17 protein-coding genes are annotated in these 17,556 nt (G+C 32.0%); 12 read left to right on the top strand and 5 right to left on the bottom strand.

Features of this window, described 5'->3' with window-relative positions; genetic code table 11:
* The first annotated feature begins 17 nt into the window (after nt 1–17).
* Genes CD111_RS06305 through CD111_RS06335 form a run of 7 tightly spaced genes read left to right on the top strand, consistent with a single transcriptional unit; the run spans nt 18 to nt 5,903 of the window.
* Nucleotides 18–2,417, top strand: a complete 2,400-nt coding sequence (locus CD111_RS06305) for a DUF4040 family protein (RefSeq protein ID WP_095085787.1) — start codon at nt 18–20, stop codon at nt 2,415–2,417.
* Nucleotides 2,404–2,829 (top strand): monovalent cation/H+ antiporter subunit B, encoded by a 426-nt coding sequence (locus tag CD111_RS06310; RefSeq protein ID WP_095085792.1) that lies wholly within the window; start codon nt 2,404–2,406, stop codon nt 2,827–2,829. Before CD111_RS06305 ends, CD111_RS06310 begins: the two co-directional genes overlap by 14 nt.
* A complete protein-coding gene (locus tag CD111_RS06315; protein ID WP_095085796.1) occupies nt 2,826–3,173 on the top strand; it encodes a Na(+)/H(+) antiporter subunit C in 348 nt (115 codons plus the stop codon). The genes CD111_RS06310 and CD111_RS06315 overlap by 4 nt, the downstream gene beginning before the upstream one ends.
* Entirely contained in the window at nt 3,166–4,668 is a 1,503-nt protein-coding gene (locus CD111_RS06320) for a Na+/H+ antiporter subunit D (RefSeq protein WP_095085800.1), read from the top strand. The genes CD111_RS06315 and CD111_RS06320 overlap by 8 nt, the downstream gene beginning before the upstream one ends.
* Entirely contained in the window at nt 4,668–5,150 is a 483-nt protein-coding gene (locus CD111_RS06325; RefSeq protein WP_095085805.1) for a Na+/H+ antiporter subunit E, read from the top strand. Before CD111_RS06320 ends, CD111_RS06325 begins: the two co-directional genes overlap by 1 nt.
* Nucleotides 5,147–5,443, top strand: coding sequence for a monovalent cation/H+ antiporter complex subunit F (locus tag CD111_RS06330; RefSeq protein WP_095085810.1), 297 nt, complete (start codon nt 5,147–5,149; stop codon nt 5,441–5,443). Before CD111_RS06325 ends, CD111_RS06330 begins: the two co-directional genes overlap by 4 nt.
* Nucleotides 5,421–5,903 carry a Na+/H+ antiporter subunit G gene (locus CD111_RS06335; protein WP_095085813.1) on the top strand — a complete coding sequence of 161 codons (483 nt, stop codon included), beginning with the start codon at nt 5,421–5,423 and terminating at the stop codon, nt 5,901–5,903. The genes CD111_RS06330 and CD111_RS06335 overlap by 23 nt, the downstream gene beginning before the upstream one ends.
* A gap of 104 nt (nt 5,904–6,007) precedes the next feature.
* Here the strand turns inward: CD111_RS06335 and mntC are convergent, their stop codons facing one another.
* The 3 genes from mntC to CD111_RS06350 are packed head-to-tail and all read right to left on the bottom strand — an operon-like array spanning nt 6,008 to nt 8,465.
* Nucleotides 6,008–6,925: a manganese ABC transporter substrate-binding lipoprotein MntC gene (gene mntC / locus CD111_RS06340; RefSeq protein WP_095085816.1), complete on the bottom strand. Its 918-nt coding sequence runs from the start codon at nt 6,923–6,925 to the stop codon at nt 6,008–6,010.
* 9 nt (nt 6,926–6,934) lie between these two features.
* Nucleotides 6,935–7,756, bottom strand: a complete 822-nt coding sequence (locus CD111_RS06345; RefSeq protein ID WP_095085821.1) for a metal ABC transporter permease — start codon at nt 7,754–7,756, stop codon at nt 6,935–6,937.
* Entirely contained in the window at nt 7,749–8,465 is a 717-nt protein-coding gene (locus CD111_RS06350) for a metal ABC transporter ATP-binding protein (RefSeq protein WP_095085826.1), read from the bottom strand. The genes CD111_RS06345 and CD111_RS06350 overlap by 8 nt, the downstream gene beginning before the upstream one ends.
* 144 nt (nt 8,466–8,609) lie before the next feature.
* On the opposite strand from CD111_RS06350, the gene CD111_RS06355 reads away from it, so the two are divergent.
* Complete coding sequence (locus CD111_RS06355; RefSeq protein ID WP_095085829.1) at nt 8,610–9,257, top strand: metal-dependent transcriptional regulator; 648 nt, start codon at nt 8,610–8,612, stop codon at nt 9,255–9,257.
* A 61-nt stretch (nt 9,258–9,318) separates the two neighbouring features.
* On the opposite strand, the gene CD111_RS06360 is transcribed toward CD111_RS06355, so the two are convergent.
* Nucleotides 9,319–10,068 carry a M50 family metallopeptidase gene (locus CD111_RS06360; RefSeq protein ID WP_095085831.1) on the bottom strand — a complete coding sequence of 250 codons (750 nt, stop codon included), beginning with the start codon at nt 10,066–10,068 and terminating at the stop codon, nt 9,319–9,321.
* An 80-nt stretch (nt 10,069–10,148) separates the two neighbouring features.
* The gene (gene pbp4 / locus CD111_RS06365) at nt 10,149–11,522 is read right to left on the bottom strand and encodes a penicillin-binding protein PBP4 (protein WP_095085834.1); all 1,374 of its coding nucleotides are present in this window, start codon (nt 11,520–11,522) and stop codon (nt 10,149–10,151) included.
* A gap of 183 nt (nt 11,523–11,705) precedes the next feature.
* Between pbp4 and CD111_RS06370 the strand changes: the two genes are divergently transcribed.
* From CD111_RS06370 to CD111_RS06385, 4 genes are all read left to right on the top strand, one after another.
* Nucleotides 11,706–13,427, top strand: coding sequence for an ABC transporter ATP-binding protein (locus CD111_RS06370; protein ID WP_095085837.1), 1,722 nt, complete (start codon nt 11,706–11,708; stop codon nt 13,425–13,427).
* A gap of 336 nt (nt 13,428–13,763) precedes the next feature.
* The gene (locus tag CD111_RS06375) at nt 13,764–15,362 is read left to right on the top strand and encodes an L-lactate permease (RefSeq protein ID WP_095085840.1); all 1,599 of its coding nucleotides are present in this window, start codon (nt 13,764–13,766) and stop codon (nt 15,360–15,362) included.
* An 18-nt stretch (nt 15,363–15,380) separates the two neighbouring features.
* Nucleotides 15,381–16,343, top strand: a complete 963-nt coding sequence (locus CD111_RS06380) for an L-lactate dehydrogenase (protein ID WP_095085843.1) — start codon at nt 15,381–15,383, stop codon at nt 16,341–16,343.
* Nucleotides 16,344–16,574: 231 nt separating this feature from the next.
* Nucleotides 16,575–17,411, top strand: coding sequence for a YitT family protein (locus tag CD111_RS06385; RefSeq protein WP_095085846.1), 837 nt, complete (start codon nt 16,575–16,577; stop codon nt 17,409–17,411).
* The last annotated feature ends 145 nt before the right edge of the window (nt 17,412–17,556 follow it).

Consider the following 17,556-nt stretch of genomic DNA (forward strand, 5'->3'; position numbering starts at 1 on the left):
AGGAAGGGAGTTCTTATATGAATTTGTTGTGGCTGTTTCTTATGATCATTGTCGTAATTTCAATTGTGGTTATGACGATGAATACTAAATTTAGCCGATTTGCTGGCTGGTTAAGTTTAATTGCCCCATTACTAAGTTCCATTTATTTTATAAATCAAATTAAGTATGTATATAAAGGTGAGGCCGTTACTTTTTTTAAAGAATGGATGCCCATTATAGATGTGAATATTGATTTAAGATTAGATGGTCTATCTTTACTTTTCGCGCTGCTTATTTCTGTAATTGGTACAGGCGTCTTCTTATATGCTATTTATTATTTATCACCAGAGAAAGAGAATCTGCCTAGATTTTATGCTTATTTATTAATCTTCATGTTTGCAATGTTAGGTGTTGTGCTTTCAAATAATACCATTTTATTGTATACGTTTTGGGAGTTAACAAGTATCTCTTCATTCTTGCTTATTTCTTATTGGTATCATCGAGAAAAGAGTCAAGAAGGTGCACTTAAATCATTTTTAATCACTGTATTTGGCGGTATGGCGATGCTTGTAGGACTCATTATTCTATATAGCATTACGGGTACGAATACAATTACTGAACAAGTTCAAATGGTCGATCAGGTGTTTCAATCACCTTGGTTTGTACTTGCAGTCATTTTAATCTTACTCGGTGCATTTACTAAATCTGCTCAGTTTCCGTTTCACATTTGGTTGCCTGATGCTATGGAAGCACCAACTCCGGTTAGTGCTTACTTACATTCAGCTACAATGGTTAAAGCAGGTTTGTATTTATTACTTAGATTTACACCAATTATCGGACAAAGCGAATGGGTCGTGTATACGATTGTAACTGTAGGTCTTATTACGATGTTAGTCGGTTCCTTCTTTGCAATTAGTAAGGAAGACTTAAAATCGTTATTAGCATATTCTACGATTAGTCAGCTAGGTATGATTATGACGATGGTAGGCTTAGGAGTGCTGTCTTTAAATAACCAATTTCAAAATCATAATGAAATTTATATTGCGAGTTTGTTTGCTGCATTATTTCACTTGATCAATCATGCAATTTTTAAAAGTGTGTTGTTTATGGGTGTGGGCATTATTGATCACGAAACAGGAACGCGAAATATTAACAAATTAAGCGGATTAAAAAAAGTAATGCCATTCACTGCAATTATGATGACGGTGAGTGCATTATCGATGGCAGGGATTCCATTATTTAATGGATTTTTAAGTAAGGAACAATTTTTAACAAGCTTGGTAGAAACAAGCCAGGTGGATATTTATAATCAAGTGTTTTCAATTGTTATGATTTTAGCTGGTTTTGTAGGTAGTATCTTTACTTTTGTTTATTGTATTAAATTAATTAAAGTTCCGTTTATGGGCGAAATGAAGAAACAATTGTTACCGAAAGTGCCACACCATGATGGTGGAGGAATGTTAATAGCACCAACCATGATTGCATTGTGTATTCCTTTATTCTTCTTTATACCTAATGTGCTTGGTGAATATTTAATTGGTCCAGCAATTCGCGATATATTCCAAACTTCGAACGTAAACGCGTACTTACCACATATATCGGCATGGCATGGATTTACTATCCCGTTATTATTGACGTTAAGTATTTATATAATTGGTACACTGCTCATTCTCTTACCAAAATGGACGGTTATATATACAAAGATATCTAAGAAACTAGAAATAAATACGTATTATGAAAAAACAATGGATATGTTAGATCAATTAAGTGCACAATCTATTCAACTTATTATGAATAATAGATTAAATCAATATTTGCATATCATTTATATTATCTTCTTTGTGATTATAGGGTTTGGTATCTATAAAGTAGGTATTAATGATATTTCTTATTACAACATAACCGAAGTGACACCATTTGAGATAATTATTCTTATCAATATAATCATTACTTCGATTGCATTAATGTTTATTAGAGAAAGAATGACGATGACAATATTAAATGGTGTGATTGGATATTCGATTGCAGTTGTATTTATCTTTATGAAAGCACCAGATTTAGCTTTAACTCAGCTCGTAATTGAGACTATAACAACCGTGTTGTTCTTATTAGTGTTTTATCATTTACCAAATGTTCAAAAAGACAAACCTCACGTATTAGGTGAAATTGTGAAATTAATGATAGCACTACTTATGGCAGTGTTTGTTGTAATCTTTGTCATCATTATGCAACAGGAAAATTTATTCACAAAAATATCTTACTACTATTCAGACGCATACGAATTAGCAGGTGTAAAAAATATTGTAAATGGTATTTTAGGTGATTTCAGAGCACTGGATACGATGTTAGAAGGTATTGTCATACTTATTGCAGGATTAGGTATTTATACATTGGTTAAATTTAAGATAAGAAAGGGTGATCCTAATGAAAGAAAATGATGTTGTATTAGAGACAATATCTAAGATAGCTATTTTTATAATATTAACATTTGGGTTCTATATATTTCTTTCGGGTCATAATAACCCTGGTGGTGGATTTATAGGTGGTTTAGTATTCAGCTCTGCTTTTATCTTGATGTTTTTAGCCTTTGATGTTGAAACGGTAGTCAATTCCTTACCTTTAGATTTTCGAGCGGTTACGATTATAGGGTGTCTCATATCAATAGGTACAGCGGTTATACCGATGTTTTTCGGGCATCCAATGTTGAGCCATGAGGATGGTTATGTTGAAGTCGGATTATTAGGTGAAATACATTTATCAAGTGTTACGCTGTTTGAACTCGGTATTTTATTAACTGTAGTTGGTGCTGTTGTAACAATCATGCTTGCGATAAGTGGTGATAACAGTTGAATTTAATATTAGTGATTATCATTGGCGTACTGACATTTGTAGGGACTTATATGATTTTATCAAAAAATTTAATTAGAATTGTTATCGGTACAGCCATATACACACACGTAGCCAACCTAATGATTTTAGCTATGAGTAGAGCTGGTGGTAAAAATGTACCACTTATTAATAAAGAAGGAAATGACTATGTCGATCCTTTACCTCAAGCACTTGTATTAACAGCTATTGTAATTGGGTTTGCGGTAACGGCATTTTTACTCGTTCTTGTATACAGAACCTTTAAATTAACGAAAGTGAATAGAATAGAGGCGTTACGCGGTGAGGATGAAGATATAGATGAATAATTTAATATTAGTACCTTTACTTGTTCCATTATTAACAGGCTTAATCTTGTTCTTCTTTAAAGAACGTTTGACCTTAACAAGGCGTATCGCCATAACAAGTTTATGTGTAACAACATGTATCACAATTTGGTTGCTTATCGAAGTTACACTTCATAAACCATTAGTTATAAATTTTGGGGACTGGCAACCACCATTTGGAATTCAATTTGTTGGCGATGAACTTGGTTTACTGTTTACAGCTGTTTCGTGCTTTGTCGTGACAGTTATTATATATTTTGGATTCGGTAAGAGAGAAAGAGTAGCCAATCGTTATTTCTTACCATCATTTATATTATTTTTACTGAGTGGGGTAAACGGTAGTTTTTTAACTGCTGATATATTTAATCTCTATGTTATGTTTGAAATTATGTTATTAGCTTCATTTGTATTATTAACACTAGGTCAATCAATTGAACAATTAAGGGCGAGTATTATATATGTAGTTATAAATGTTGTGAGTTCATGGTTTTTCTTAATGGGAGTAGCATATTTATATGGAACGTTAGGAACGTTGAATTTTGGTCATATCGCAATGAGAATTAGTGAGAGTGGGCAACCTCCAACAGTAACATTAGTCGCAATTATTATGATATTTGTGTTTGGTGGTAAAGCTTCCTTAGTCATGTTTATGTGGCTACCAAAAGCCTATGCGGCATTGAATACGGAATTAGCCGCTTTGTTTGCTAGCTTGATGACTAAAGTTGGTGTTTATGCATTGATACGTGTCATGGTTCTCATGTTTGATGAAAAACCTGAAGTTACACATTTCCTATTATATATTATGGCCATTGTCACAATGATAATTGGTTCAATTGGTGTACTTGGGTTTAAAGATATAAAGAAAATAGCAGCATACCAAGTTATTCTTTCAATAGGTATTGCAGTGCTGGGCTTAAGTGCGAATAATAGCGATGGCATAACGGGCGCTATCTTTTATGTTAGTCACGACATGATTATAAAGACATTATTATTTTTAGTAATCGGTACTTTAGTGCTGTTAGCAGGTACGAGGTATTATGATCAATTTGGGGGATTAATTAAATATTATCCAAGATTAGGTATCATCTTCTTTATTACAATTTTATCAATTGGTGGCGTCCCTCCATTTGGAGGATTTCCTGGGAAATTATTAATTATTAAAGGCGCATTAGCGAATGGTTATACGATTGGTGTAATGGTTATGATTATTTCAAGTATCATCGCTATGTATAGTTTGCTTAAAGTATTTTTAGTTATGTACTTTGGAAGAGAAACGGTTCCACAAGCTACCCAACACGTCATACTTACTAAAAACAAACTTTATGCCATGATGATTTTAACTGTAGCTACGATTACTGTAGGTATATTCTCTCAATACATTCTTAATATTTCAGAAGTCGCGGCACATTTTAATATGAATGAAAATACTTATTTCAAGGAAATTATTCCAAATGTAGAAGCGGAGGCTAAAAAATAATGGCACAATTATTATTGAATATTTTAATTGCCTTCTTATGGACATTACTCCAAGATGAAGATACTTTTCATCTATCGACATTTATCGGAGGATATTTAATTGGGATACTTATCGTTTATTTAATGCATCGTTTCTTTGGTCATGTATTCTATTTAAAGAAAGTGTGGGTTATTTTTAAATTTATTTGTGTTTATAATTTTCAACTATTCACTTCAAGCATGACAACAATTAATTATATATTGTTTAAACCGAACAAAGTGAACCCAGGCCTCGTTACGTATGAAACAACTTTAAGACACGATTGGGCCATAACTTTATTGACGCTGTTAATTATGCTTACACCTGGATCAGTCGTACTAAGACTTTCACCAGATGGGCGTCGATTTTTTATACATGCAATTGATGTTACTGAAAAAGAAAAAGAAATTTTGACGAAGCAAATTAAAAAATACGAAAAATTAATCTGGGAGGTACTCAAATGATGTCAGTAATTATACTTACAATTATAAAAACAGCACTTGTCATATATGGAATTGCCATTGTTGTTGTACTCCTTAGAACGATTTTTGGGCCAACAACTGCGGATAGAGTTATAGCATTTGATACGATTGGCGCAATTTTAGTATCAGTTGTTGGTATTTTGAGTATTATATATGGGACGCTGAGTTATTTAGAAGCTAGTTTAATTATTGCGATATTGTCGTTTTTGAGTACTGTTGGCATATCCCATTTTATAGAAGGGGGTCGTGTTTTTGAATCTAAACGAGATCGTTAGTTTAATAGCCGCTATTTCAATACTTTTTGGATCAATTTCGGCGCTCATCAGTGCAGTAGGTATCGTTCGGTTTAGAGATACATTTTTAAGAAGTCATGCTGCTACTAAAAGTTCTACCTTATCCGTATTACTGACATTAACAGGGGTGTTCTTCTATTTTCTTTTTACTGAAGGATATTTTAGTGTTCGAACATTACTAACGATATTATTCTTATATTTAACATCACCAGTAGCTGGACATATGATTATTAGAGCAGCATATAATTCAGGGTCATATATGTATATGAAAGAATTTACTAAAAAAGGAACATCTTTGAATTATAAATACGATAGAGATGAAACTAAAAAAGATAGAAGAAAAAGAGCGGCAAAGAGACAAGTCATGAACGAAGCTTTTGCTAAAAATGACAAAGAAGCTTTCAGCAAATACAATCAAGTTATGAAAAAAGATGATAAATAAACAAGTTAAATATTAAGAAATATGAATAGCTCATATGACTAGAAATAATTCTAGTCATATGAGCTATTTTTTGAGTCATGACAAATGGTTATAAGTTTTAATGATTACTTCATGCTTTCATGTATCATTTTATAGTTATGTTTCATCATATTATAGTAAGAGTTACCATTGGAGTTTTTATTTCCAATTGAATCGGTATAAACTTCGCCTTTAATTTTTAACCCAGTTTCTTCTGCTAATGTTTGCATGCTTTTTTTATCAACACTCGTTTCAACTACTAATGATGATAAATTATGTTTTTTAACAAATTGAATGGCTTGCTTCATTTGTTCTGGCGTTCCTTGTTTTTCCGTATTGATTTCCCAGATATAACCTGGTGTAATATCATACGACTTTGCAAAGTATTTGAAGGCACCTTCACTTGTAATAAATGCACGCTTGTTTTGAGGAATATCATTAAATGATTTGTCCATTTCGACATTCAGCTTTTTCAGTTTTTTAATATACTTTTCGGAATTTGTTTTATATTCTTTTGCGTGTTCTTTATTTAATTTGCTTAAATGGCTTTGAATCGTTTCAACATATGTAATACCATTTTTTAGACTAAGCCAAGCGTGAGGATCTATTTTGTTTTTATTTCCTTCGCCGCCTTTTAAGTAAATAGGTTTAACGTCTTCTGATGCTTGAACAACGTTATCGTCTTTGATGCTTTTTCCTGCCTGTTCTAATGCTTTTTCAAACCAGCCATTACCACTTTCTAAATTGAAACCATTATAGATGATAACATCTGCATCTGTTAATGCTTTTACATCTTTAGGTTTAATTTCGTATTCATGTGGGTCTTGACCTATAGGAACGATGCTTGTGACATTATCCTTTGAACTTGTAACTTGTTTAGTCATATCTGCAAGGATTGAATTGGTAGTAACGACTTTTAAGTTTTGATTGTCGTTTGAACTTTGATTTCCGCAAGCAGCTAAAATAAATACGATAGATATGATGCATAAAATATGTTTAATCATGTTGTCCTCCTAAATCAATTTTAATTTAATTTTGTTTATTATAAAAATGAATGCATAAAAGAAAAAGCAAATTAAAACGATGCTCGCACCACTAGGGAAGTTAAATAAATAACTTACATACATTCCTATTGCTGCACTTATAGCACTCAGTATACTAGCTGTAATCATCATTGATTTTAAAGAGTTTGTTATTAAATAAGCTGTAGAGCTTGGTGTAATGAGTAGTGCGACAACTAATATAATACCTACAGTTTGCAAACTTGCGACAGTTACTAACGCTAATAGCATCATAATAAAATAATGAATCAATTTGATGTTAAGACCACTCATCTTTGCTGCAATTGGGTCGAATGTTGATAAATGTAAAGGTTTGTAAAATATAATGACACTTAAAATGACAATGATACTAACGATACTTGTCGTATAAAATGCATTTGTCGTAATAGCCAATATATTGCCGAACAATATATGATATAAATCTGTTGCCGAGTTTATTTGACTAATCAAAATAATCCCAATTGAAAGAAATGCTGTATAAATAATTCCAATAGCAGCATCATTTTTAGTTTTTGAATGTTGAGAGATATACCCGATGAGAAAGCTTGTTATCATTCCTGTAGTGAGTGCACCAATAAACATAGGAATATTAAATAAAAAGCTTAAAGCGACACCAGGTAATACCGCATGACTCATAGCATCTCCCATTAAGGAAAGTCCCCTTAAGATGATGAGACTTCCAACGACACCACACACGATACCAACGATAATCGAAGTGATAAGCGCTCTACTTAAGAAATTATAATTAACGAGCGAAGAAATGAACTCATTCATTATTGACACCACCATATAAGAAAGTCTGCTTAATGTTTTCTTCTGTAAGTACATCATGACTTGGTCCAAACTGTATTAACGATTGATTGAGGAGGATGATTTTGTCGAAATAACGTTTGGCTTTATGAATGTCATGATGAACAATTAAAATGAGTTTATCTTCTCTTTTTAATTTGTTTAGTAAATTAAGCATAATTTCTTCACTTTTGAAATCTATCCCAACAAATGGTTCATCTAGGCACATTAAGCTACTATCTTTCATCAAGGCTTTCGCTAATAACACTCTTTGTAATTGGCCACCACTTAATTGGTTCAGGGTTTTATGTTTTAAGTTAGTTAATTGTAAATCGTGTAATAATTTTTCCCTTTTGATATATGCTTCTTTCTTTAAAGGTTTAAACCAACCTGATGTTTGATAGTAACCTGTAAGTAATGCGTTGTTCACAGTGATTGGAAAGTCCAAATCAAGTTCGTTTCGTTGGGGTATGTAAGTGATATTCGTTAATTGTTGTTTGATAGGAATCTTATTCCATAGTGCGTCGCCAGTCGCTTTAAATTCTCCCAAAATAGATTTTAAGAAAGAGGATTTACCCGCACCATTTGGACCCATAATGCCTATCATTTCCCCGGTTGTTTCAATATTCAAATGAATATCCTTTAAAATTTGTTGATGCCCAATTAATAAATTTAAACCCTTTATACTTAACATGTCTTCTCCTTTCTAAAAAATAAGTTTAGGCTAACCTAAAACATAATTTGATTATATTATAACTTTTGATAAAGTCAAGAGATAGCGAGTGAAAATAAATCATGGTACAATAAAAATAAGTTAAAAAAAGCGAGGTCAGATGAAATGTTGACTGAAGAACAAGAAGATTATTTAAAAGCAATTTTTGGATTAAACGGCACGACAGATTTCGTATCTAATAAGAATTTAGCTCATGACTTAGGGATAAAACCATCATCAGTAAGTGAAATGATGCTACGTCTTAAAAAGGACGAATATGTAGATATTAGGCCATACAAAGGTGTGAAGTTAACACCAAAGGGTTTACAACATACAACGAATATTATTAAACGTCACCGACTTATTGAACGGTTTTTAATTGAAGAACTTGAATATGCTTGGGACGAAGTGCATGAGGAAGCGGAAATTTTAGAACATCGTGTTTCAGATCGCTTTATAAATAAAATTGATAAAATGATGGGGTATCCTGATACATGTCCGCATGGTGGTATCATTCCGAGAGAAAATCAAGTTGAAGAAATTTATACGATACCTCTAAACACATATGAGGTTGGAGATAATGTAGAAATTAAACGCGTTATGGATTATGTTATTTTATTAGATTATTTAAGTAGCGAAGCATTACAAATTGGAGACACAGTTAAAATCACTAAAAAAGATAGTCTAAATCAATTGATAGAGTTAACTGTTCATGATAAAACAGTTATGATCAGTGATACGAATGCATCATATATATTTGGAATAAAGAAATAGAAAATAATAGCGCAACTTAGAAAGTAGATGTTCAGTCTAACTTCTAAGTTGCGCTATTTATTTATGGCCATAATATAGTGAATGTATACATAACGGCATATACATTGATAACTATCCATAATGTACTAAAGCATATTGTAGGTATTTTAGTGAGTTGTCTTAACTGGCTACCGTCCCATTCATTACGATCTCTCGAGAAGGTCAATAAGAATATTGTAATACTAGATTGAGCAACTTCACCTAGTAAAGTACCTAAACTTAAATGATAAATATATGTTGTGATTTGAGCAAAATCATGAACATTTGGTGCAGACATAATTTCGTATAAGGCACATATGATTACAGCTAGAATGATAATTGGAATAAATTTCTTTGAAGTTATCATGACATAAAATAAAAACATAATAAGTAAAATAATGATGAATACAGGTCCAAAAGTATGATGCTTCATCCAAACACCAATCATAAGCATTAGCGGAGGCATGATGTATCCAAATAATGTGGTAACAAATTGGTTTAATCTAGATTTGGAACCTGTAATGGCATAACCTTGTCTACCAGTTTCTACACGTTCTTTTCTACGCCATACAACCACGAGATCCTTCGGTTTGCCCCCTGACAATTTATTCGCTATAACATGTCCCATTTCATGTATTAAAATTGGGAAATAACCTAAAATAATATCAATTAAACTCAATATAGGATTGTGCCTTCTATGGTGGACAAAAACATATAATAAAGCAATCATAACAATGACTGTTAATGATAAATTTAATGGTTCTGATAAAAAATTCGGTAAGTATTGAATCAAAAAACGTCACCTCATGTACTATAGATTATCTCTATTGTACACGAGTGTGACGTTTTTGTTGTCGGGCTTAAGACTTACAATTATTTAGATTTTTTTCTTTGTTGGATTAACCAAGTTATTAATAGCAAAATACCTATTAATAAAATGACGCTTGCTGTAATTGCAATTGGTCTATTATCTTTATTTGTTATTTTTTCTTTAGTTTGATTGAATTTATGCTTTGAAGGTGTTTCTACATCAACTGATGGTGGCCCATAACTATCATTAATAAATGAACGGTTATATTCAATATGCGCTTTACCATCTTTTAGAACAACTTTGTATTTTTCACCTTTTCTAACAACATCATAAAGGTCTTGTGTTACGTAATATTTTTTGCCGTTAATTTTTTGTGATCCTTTAGATAGAACTTTCTTCCATTCATATTCGTTAAATGATTTTTCCATTAAACTATTACCAATCATATTACGTTCTTTTTCGCCACCGACACTATTGTAGTCACCAGCTCCGAAGATGATTTGGTTGATTCTTAAACCATTTCTTTTAGTTGATAAACTATGATTATAATCAGCGGTGTCACTTGACCCTGTCTTGAGACCATCAGTACCTTTTAGGGCCATATCAGCACCTTCTAAAGAATGATTATAAGTATAATAAGTAATGTTATGTACTGTAGGTGCTACTAGTTTTGTATATTCCAAAATATCAGGATATTGCTTAACAAGATGTTGCGTTAATATAGCATAATCACGAGAAGTTGAATAATTATCTTCATCTGACTGATATCTCTTAGCTTTGTATTCTAATAATAAGTTGTTAGATGCACCGTTCGAATTATAGAATTTGGTATTTGTCATACCAAGCTTTTTAGCAGTTTCATTCATATAATCAACAAAATCAGAGTCTAAATCTTGTTTTTGTTTTTTAGATGCCGTATTTTTGTCTGAATCTTTATCTTTTTTATCAATTTTCTTAGCTGAAGCAAGGTTTTCAGCTTTCATCGTTTCTCTTCCTAAAATCATGGCCCCAGCATTTGAAGAATTAGATACAGTGATTTGCATAATTTCAGAAATTGTATAAACATCACCTGGATATAGTTTTGTATTACTTAATTCAGGTAGTGTAGATAAGCGATATTCTTCGTTTGTCATTTTTACTTTTGCATTTTTATTTAATTTGCCACTATTGATGGCTTTTTCAGTTAAATAAAGTGTCATTAACTTTGACATGCTGGCAGGGTACCATTTTGCGTCTATTTTATATTCATACATAATTTGACCAGTTTCAGAACTATAATTGATAGCACCTTCTGGTTCATATATTTCACCTAATCCATACCCAGCGTCATTAGCAACTTGAGTTGGTGATTTTGGGTTATCAGCCGCATAGATTCCTTGGCTAAATGGAATACTTAGAAGTAATATTGTGAATAGCGATAATAGACATTTTCTCATTAAAAAGACCTCTTTGTTTTTAGATTGAAATTAACTTTATCATTTTAACATAAAATACCCACTTATCGAAGAATTATAATACAAATGTAAATAGTTAAAAGATGGAAAGTCATGTAATTTGGAGAAATTTAGGATATAATAATATATGAAGCTAGCGAAATTATTTAGATGAGAGGTAGGAATATGAAGAAAGAAAACCCTTTATTCTATTTACTTAAAAAGGTAGACTGGCCAAAAAGATTGTTATTTGTTGCAATGACTCTTTCAATTTTAGGTAGTCTTAGTGGATTGCTCGTACCATTATTTACCGGTAAATTAGTAGATACATTTAATACGAAAAGTTTAGATTTGAAGATGGTATGGGTATTTCTTGGGATATTTTTAGCAAATGCTATATTAAGTGGTTTTGGTTCATACTTACTAAGTAAAATTGGTGAAAAAACAATTTATTCTATCCGTGCTAAATTATGGAAACATCTCATTAAACTGAATATGAGCTTTTTTGATAAAAGTGAAAGTGGACAATTGATGAGTAGAATCACTGATGATACGAATGTGATTAATCTATTCATATCTGAAAAGGCGCCAAGTGTGCTTCCTTCTTTATTAACGTTAATAGGGTCTATTATCATGCTGTTCATACTAGATTGGCAAATGACTTTAATTACTTTTATTATTTTACCAATATTTATCATAATAATGATACCGCTTGGAAAACAAATGGGTAAAATCTCAAAAGAAACACAAACAGAAATCGCTAAATTCAGTGGTTTATTAGGTAGAGTCTTAACTGAAATGCGTTTAGTAAAAGTCACAGCATCAGAAGAAAATGAATTAGATAAAACAAAAATAACATTACTTGATATATATAAACTGGGGTTAAGAGAAGCGAAAATTAGAGCGATTATTTCTCCTTTATCTGGCATTATCATGATGCTTACCGTAGCAATTATATTAGGGTTTGGTGGCATTCGCGTATCTAGTGGTGCGATTACAGCGGGTACTTTAGTGGCAATGGTTTTCTACGTTGTTCAACTTTCAGGACCGATTATTAGCTTTTCAATGTTTATTACAGATTACAAAAAAGCTGTCGGTGCTAGTGAACGAATTTATGAAATTTATCATGAAGATGTTGAACCTACAGGAAATGACGATAATAAACCAGTTTCAACAAATCAAGATATTATCTTTAAAAATGTTTCTTTTGGCTACGATAAAGAAACAATCATCAAAGATTTGTCACTGTCTATTCATTCTGGAGAGGTTACAGCATTTGTTGGCCCTTCAGGATCGGGAAAGAGTACATTGTTCAGTTTGATAGAACGTTTATATCCGCTGCAACAAGGTGAAATCCTATATGGTGACCAACCAATTAATGATATTTCCCTGAAATTTTGGAGACAAAAAATAGGATATGTTATGCAGTCGAATGCGATGATGTCAGGAACAATAAGAGATAATCTAACTTATGGAATTAATGAAAGAGTGAGTGACGAAACGCTTGTTCATTACACTAAGATGGCTCATTGTTATGATTTTATAATGGACTTCCCACAAGGATTTGATACTGAAATAGGAGAAAGAGGTACTAAGCTTTCGGGTGGACAAAGACAAAGAATTGATATCGCGAGGAGCTTTATCAAAAATCCTGACATTCTATTATTAGATGAGGCAACTGCGAATTTAGATAGTGAAAGTGAGTTCTACATACAAGAGGCTCTAAATGAATTAATGAAGGATCGAACAACTGTTGTGATTGCACATAGATTAGCCACAATTAAAAAAGCAAGTCAAATTATCTTCATAGATAAAGGTGTTGTAACCGGAATTGGCACACATCAAGAACTATTAGAAAATCACGATAAATATAGACACTTTGTAAAAACACAAAGTTTAAATGAATAAGAGAAGGTGAGGCTTGGACATATTAATGTCTAGGCCTCATTTTTATATATTTAGACATATATTATAGTCCAGATGACAAATAGATTTATAATGAGGAAAAAACGTATATTCATTAAAATAAATATTAAAAATTTATGTAAACGCAACCAAATTGATTATATCAACAATATCAAAAAATTATAAAAAACATACTAAAATTTTATGTGAAATATTTCACATAAAATCGTGAAACGCTATTGACCACGCGAATAACGGGTGTTATATTTTAAGTGTGAAATACATCACAAACTTTAAAGATGCGCATCTTAAAATAAAAGAAGAAAGAAGTTGTTTATTGTGGTAATAAATAATATTAATCCATTTGACAACATTGCACTTTCTGCAATTGTTGCAAGTATTCCAATCATATTGTTTTTATTATGTTTAACTCTTTTTAAAATGAAAGGTATTTACGCATCGATTACGACACTTGTTGTTACACTTGTCATTGCTTTATTTATATTCAAGTTACCACAAACTGTTGCAGTCGGAGCAACGATAGAAGGATTCTTTCAAGGAGTTTTACCAATTGGCTATATTGTCGTAATGGCTGTTTGGTTATATAAAGTTACAAATAGTACAGGACAATTTAGCATTATACAAGATAGTATTTCTGGTATTTCTCAAGATCAACGCATTCAGTTATTATTAATTGGTTTTAGTTTTAATGCATTTTTAGAAGGTGCGGCTGGTTTTGGAGTACCCATTGCAATTTGTAGTGTGTTACTTATTCAAATAGGATTTAAACCACTTCAAGCTGCGATGTTATGTTTAATTGCTAATGGCGCAGCCGGTGCATTTGGTGCAATAGGTATACCGGTTGGTATCATTAATAGTTTAGGGTTACATGGTGATATAACTGCTTTAGAAGTATCACAGTTATCAACATTAACTTTACCAATTATGAACTTTGTCATTCCATTTATATTGATTATGATTTTAGATGGTATTAAAGGTGTCAAAGAAATATTACCGATGATATTGGTCGTGAGTATAACTTATTCAGGATTACAATTGTTAATCACATATTTCCAAGGTCCTGAATTAGCCGATATTATTCCACCATTATTATCAATGGTTGCAATTGCGATATTCTCTAAATATTATCAACCTAAACATATTTACAGAGTGTCTGATTCAGAAGTAGTACAACCTAAACAACAAAATATTAAAACTATATTATACGCATGGAGTCCTTTCTATATACTAACTTTCTTTGTCATGATTTGGAGCGCACCATTCTTTAAAGCATTGTTTGCTGAAGGCGGAGCATTATCTAAGTTAGTGTGGCATATCAGTATACCAGGGACTTTAAATGAAATAACACATAAACTGATTACTTTAAAAGTAGATGTGTTTAGTGCAACAGGGACTGCGATACTTCTATCAGTATTGATTACAATTTTTCTGTCAAAAGAATTCAGATTTAGTGAGGCAATTCGTTTGTTAGGCATAACAATTAAAGAATTGTGGATACCGATATTAACAATTTGTTTCATATTAGCTATTGCGAAGATAACGACTTATGGAGGTTTAACTCAAGCAATGGGGCAAGGAATTGCGAAAGCTGGAAATGTATTTCCACTGCTTTCACCGATACTTGGTTGGATTGGCGTGTTTATGACTGGTTCTGTAGTTAATAACAATACGCTGTTTGCGCCAATACAAGCAACTGTAGCTAGCCAAATTGGTACAAGTGGACCATTATTAGTAGCTGCAAACACTGCGGGTGGTGTAGCAGCAAAATTAATTTCACCACAATCAATTGCAATAGCGACTGCGGCAGTTGGAGAAGTTGGTAAAGAATCTGAATTACTAAAAATGACATTGAAATATAGCATTGGATTTTTAGTATTCATTTGTGTTTGGACATTTATATTAACATTAATTTTATAATAAAAGGGAGAGATAATAATGAATAAATTTAAAGGTAAAAAAGTAGCGTTAGTAGGTAATGGATTAGTAGGATCTAGTTATGCTTTTTCAATGATAAATCAAGGTATTTGTGATGAATTTGTCATCATTGACTTAGATAAAAAGAAAGTTATTGGCGATGTAATGGATTTAAACCACGGTACTTTATATGGGGCATCTCCAATTAAAGTGAAAGCTGGAGAATACGAAGATTGTAAAGATGCAGATTTAGTTGTTATCTGTGCAGGAGCAGCTCAAAAACCAGGTGAAACAAGATTAGATTTAGTAGCTAAAAATATGAAAATATTTAAATCTATTGTTACTAAAGTTATGGAATCTGGTTTTGATGGTATTTTCTTGATTGCTACAAATCCAGTTGACGTATTGTCATACGCAACTATGAAATTCTCAGGATTACCAAAAGAACGCGTAATCGGTTCTGGTACAATTTTAGATACAGCGAGATTTAGATATTTATTAAGTGAAGAATTTAACGTGGCACCACAGAGTGTTCATGCAAATATTATAGGAGAACATGGTGATTCAGAACTACCAGTTTGGTCACATGCCAATATATCAGGTAAACCACTTCGAAGCATCATTGAGAATGATGAATCTAGAAAACATAGAGTTGAAGAAATTTTTGTAGAAACAAGAGATGCAGCTTATCAAATTATTGAATCAAAAGGTGCAACATATTATGGTGTAGCAATGGGCTTAATGCGCATTACAAAAGCAATATTAAACAATCAAGATGTTGTATTAACAGTTTCCGCTTACCTTGAGGGAGAATATGGAAATGAAGGTGTTTATATAGGTGTTCCAGCACTTATAAATAGAACAGGTATCAAAGAAATTATTGAAATGCCTTTAAATGAAGAAGAAAAATCATTGTTCGACCGATCTGTATTGGTATTGAAGGATATCCAGGCGCCATTTGAAGAAGAATTAGCGAATAAGTAATCTTAAAATATAAATTGTTAATGTGTGGACTGTCGACATAGTTATGTAAATCTATGTTGGCAGTCTTTGTTATGTATTTATTTCATAAATTTCTAGAAAACCTTTAAACATCAAAGTAATAAGTTTACTTCTGAATTTATATTATTTCGCCTTGTAAATGCATGTTGAGGGGATTTCGCTATTATGATAGTATCAATATGTCTGTTGATAAAAATAAAAGGGGGTAAGGTCATGAAGAATAGATTATTAAGAGATATGCTTTTAATAATGTTAGGATCATTTATATTCGCAGTTGGCGTCAACGCCTTTGTTATTTCTGCTAACTTAGGTGAAGGTGGCGTTACAGGTCTATCGTTAATCCTACTTTATGCATTTGATATATCACCAGCTTGGTCAACATTTATATTAAACGCAGTATTGATCACGTTAGGTTATAAATTTCTTAGTAAGAGAAGCACAATATACACAATAATAGCGGTGATTGCTATTTCGGTATTCCTAGGACTAACTGAATCTTGGGCAGTAGAAACACATGAAATTTTAATTAACACTATTTTTGGTGGATTTATGGTCGGATTAGGAATTGGATTAATTGTATTGTCAGGTGGCACGACTGCAGGTACCACGATATTAGCAAGAATTGCACATAAGTATTTAGATGTGAATACTTCATACGCTTTATTATTCTTTGACCTTATCGTTGTTATTATTTCATTATCTGTAATGCCTTTAGAAAAAGCGTTATTAACTGTTATTTCATTGTACGTAGGTACTAAAGTTATGGACTTTGTAATTGAAGGTTTAAATCCTAAAAAAGCAGTTACCATTATTTCGCAAAGCCCAGACCAAATAGCTAAGATGATTGATGAACAAATTGGAAGAGGTTGTACTATATTAAATGGTCGAGGATACTATTCAAAAAAAGATACTGATGTATTATATGTTGTGATAGCAAAAACACAGTTATCAAGAACAAAACGAATGATTAAAAAATTCGATGAAAATGCATTTGTAGTCGTCCATGATGTAAGAGATGTGTTGGGGAATGGATTTTTAGTAGACGATTAAGTGAATAAGCTATATAACAAAGTCTTTTGTGCTCGTAATCTATTAGGAATGTGAGACAGAGGACTTTTTGTTTTGATATTGAGTACAAAACTTGAGTGTAATTTATTGCTATAATTAAATTTTTACAAATGTGAAATCAAAGTGA

Source organism: Mammaliicoccus stepanovicii (assembly GCF_002902525.1).
Classification (GTDB): Bacteria; Bacillota; Bacilli; order Staphylococcales; family Staphylococcaceae; genus Mammaliicoccus; species Mammaliicoccus stepanovicii.

Bases quoted from the DNA above. Each gene is read 5' to 3' on its own strand.
- CD111_RS06305 (WP_095085787.1), top strand. From the start codon at position 18: ATGAATTTGTTGTGGCTGTTTCTTATGATCATTGTCGTAATTTCAATT.
- CD111_RS06310 (WP_095085792.1), top strand. From the start codon at position 2,404: ATGAAAGAAAATGATGTTGTATTAGAGACAATATCTAAGATAGCTATT.
- CD111_RS06320 (WP_095085800.1), top strand. From the start codon at position 3,166: ATGAATAATTTAATATTAGTACCTTTACTTGTTCCATTATTAACAGGC.
- CD111_RS06325 (WP_095085805.1), top strand. From the start codon at position 4,668: ATGGCACAATTATTATTGAATATTTTAATTGCCTTCTTATGGACATTA.
- CD111_RS06330 (WP_095085810.1), top strand. From the start codon at position 5,147: ATGATGTCAGTAATTATACTTACAATTATAAAAACAGCACTTGTCATA.
- mntC (WP_095085816.1), bottom strand. From the start codon at position 6,925: ATGATTAAACATATTTTATGCATCATATCTATCGTATTTATTTTAGCT.
- CD111_RS06345 (WP_095085821.1), bottom strand. From the start codon at position 7,756: ATGAATGAGTTCATTTCTTCGCTCGTTAATTATAATTTCTTAAGTAGA.
- CD111_RS06350 (WP_095085826.1), bottom strand. From the start codon at position 8,465: ATGTTAAGTATAAAGGGTTTAAATTTATTAATTGGGCATCAACAAATT.
- CD111_RS06355 (WP_095085829.1), top strand. From the start codon at position 8,610: ATGTTGACTGAAGAACAAGAAGATTATTTAAAAGCAATTTTTGGATTA.
- pbp4 (WP_095085834.1), bottom strand. From the start codon at position 11,522: ATGAGAAAATGTCTATTATCGCTATTCACAATATTACTTCTAAGTATT.
- CD111_RS06370 (WP_095085837.1), top strand. From the start codon at position 11,706: ATGAAGAAAGAAAACCCTTTATTCTATTTACTTAAAAAGGTAGACTGG.
- CD111_RS06380 (WP_095085843.1), top strand. From the start codon at position 15,381: ATGAATAAATTTAAAGGTAAAAAAGTAGCGTTAGTAGGTAATGGATTA.
- CD111_RS06385 (WP_095085846.1), top strand. From the start codon at position 16,575: ATGAAGAATAGATTATTAAGAGATATGCTTTTAATAATGTTAGGATCA.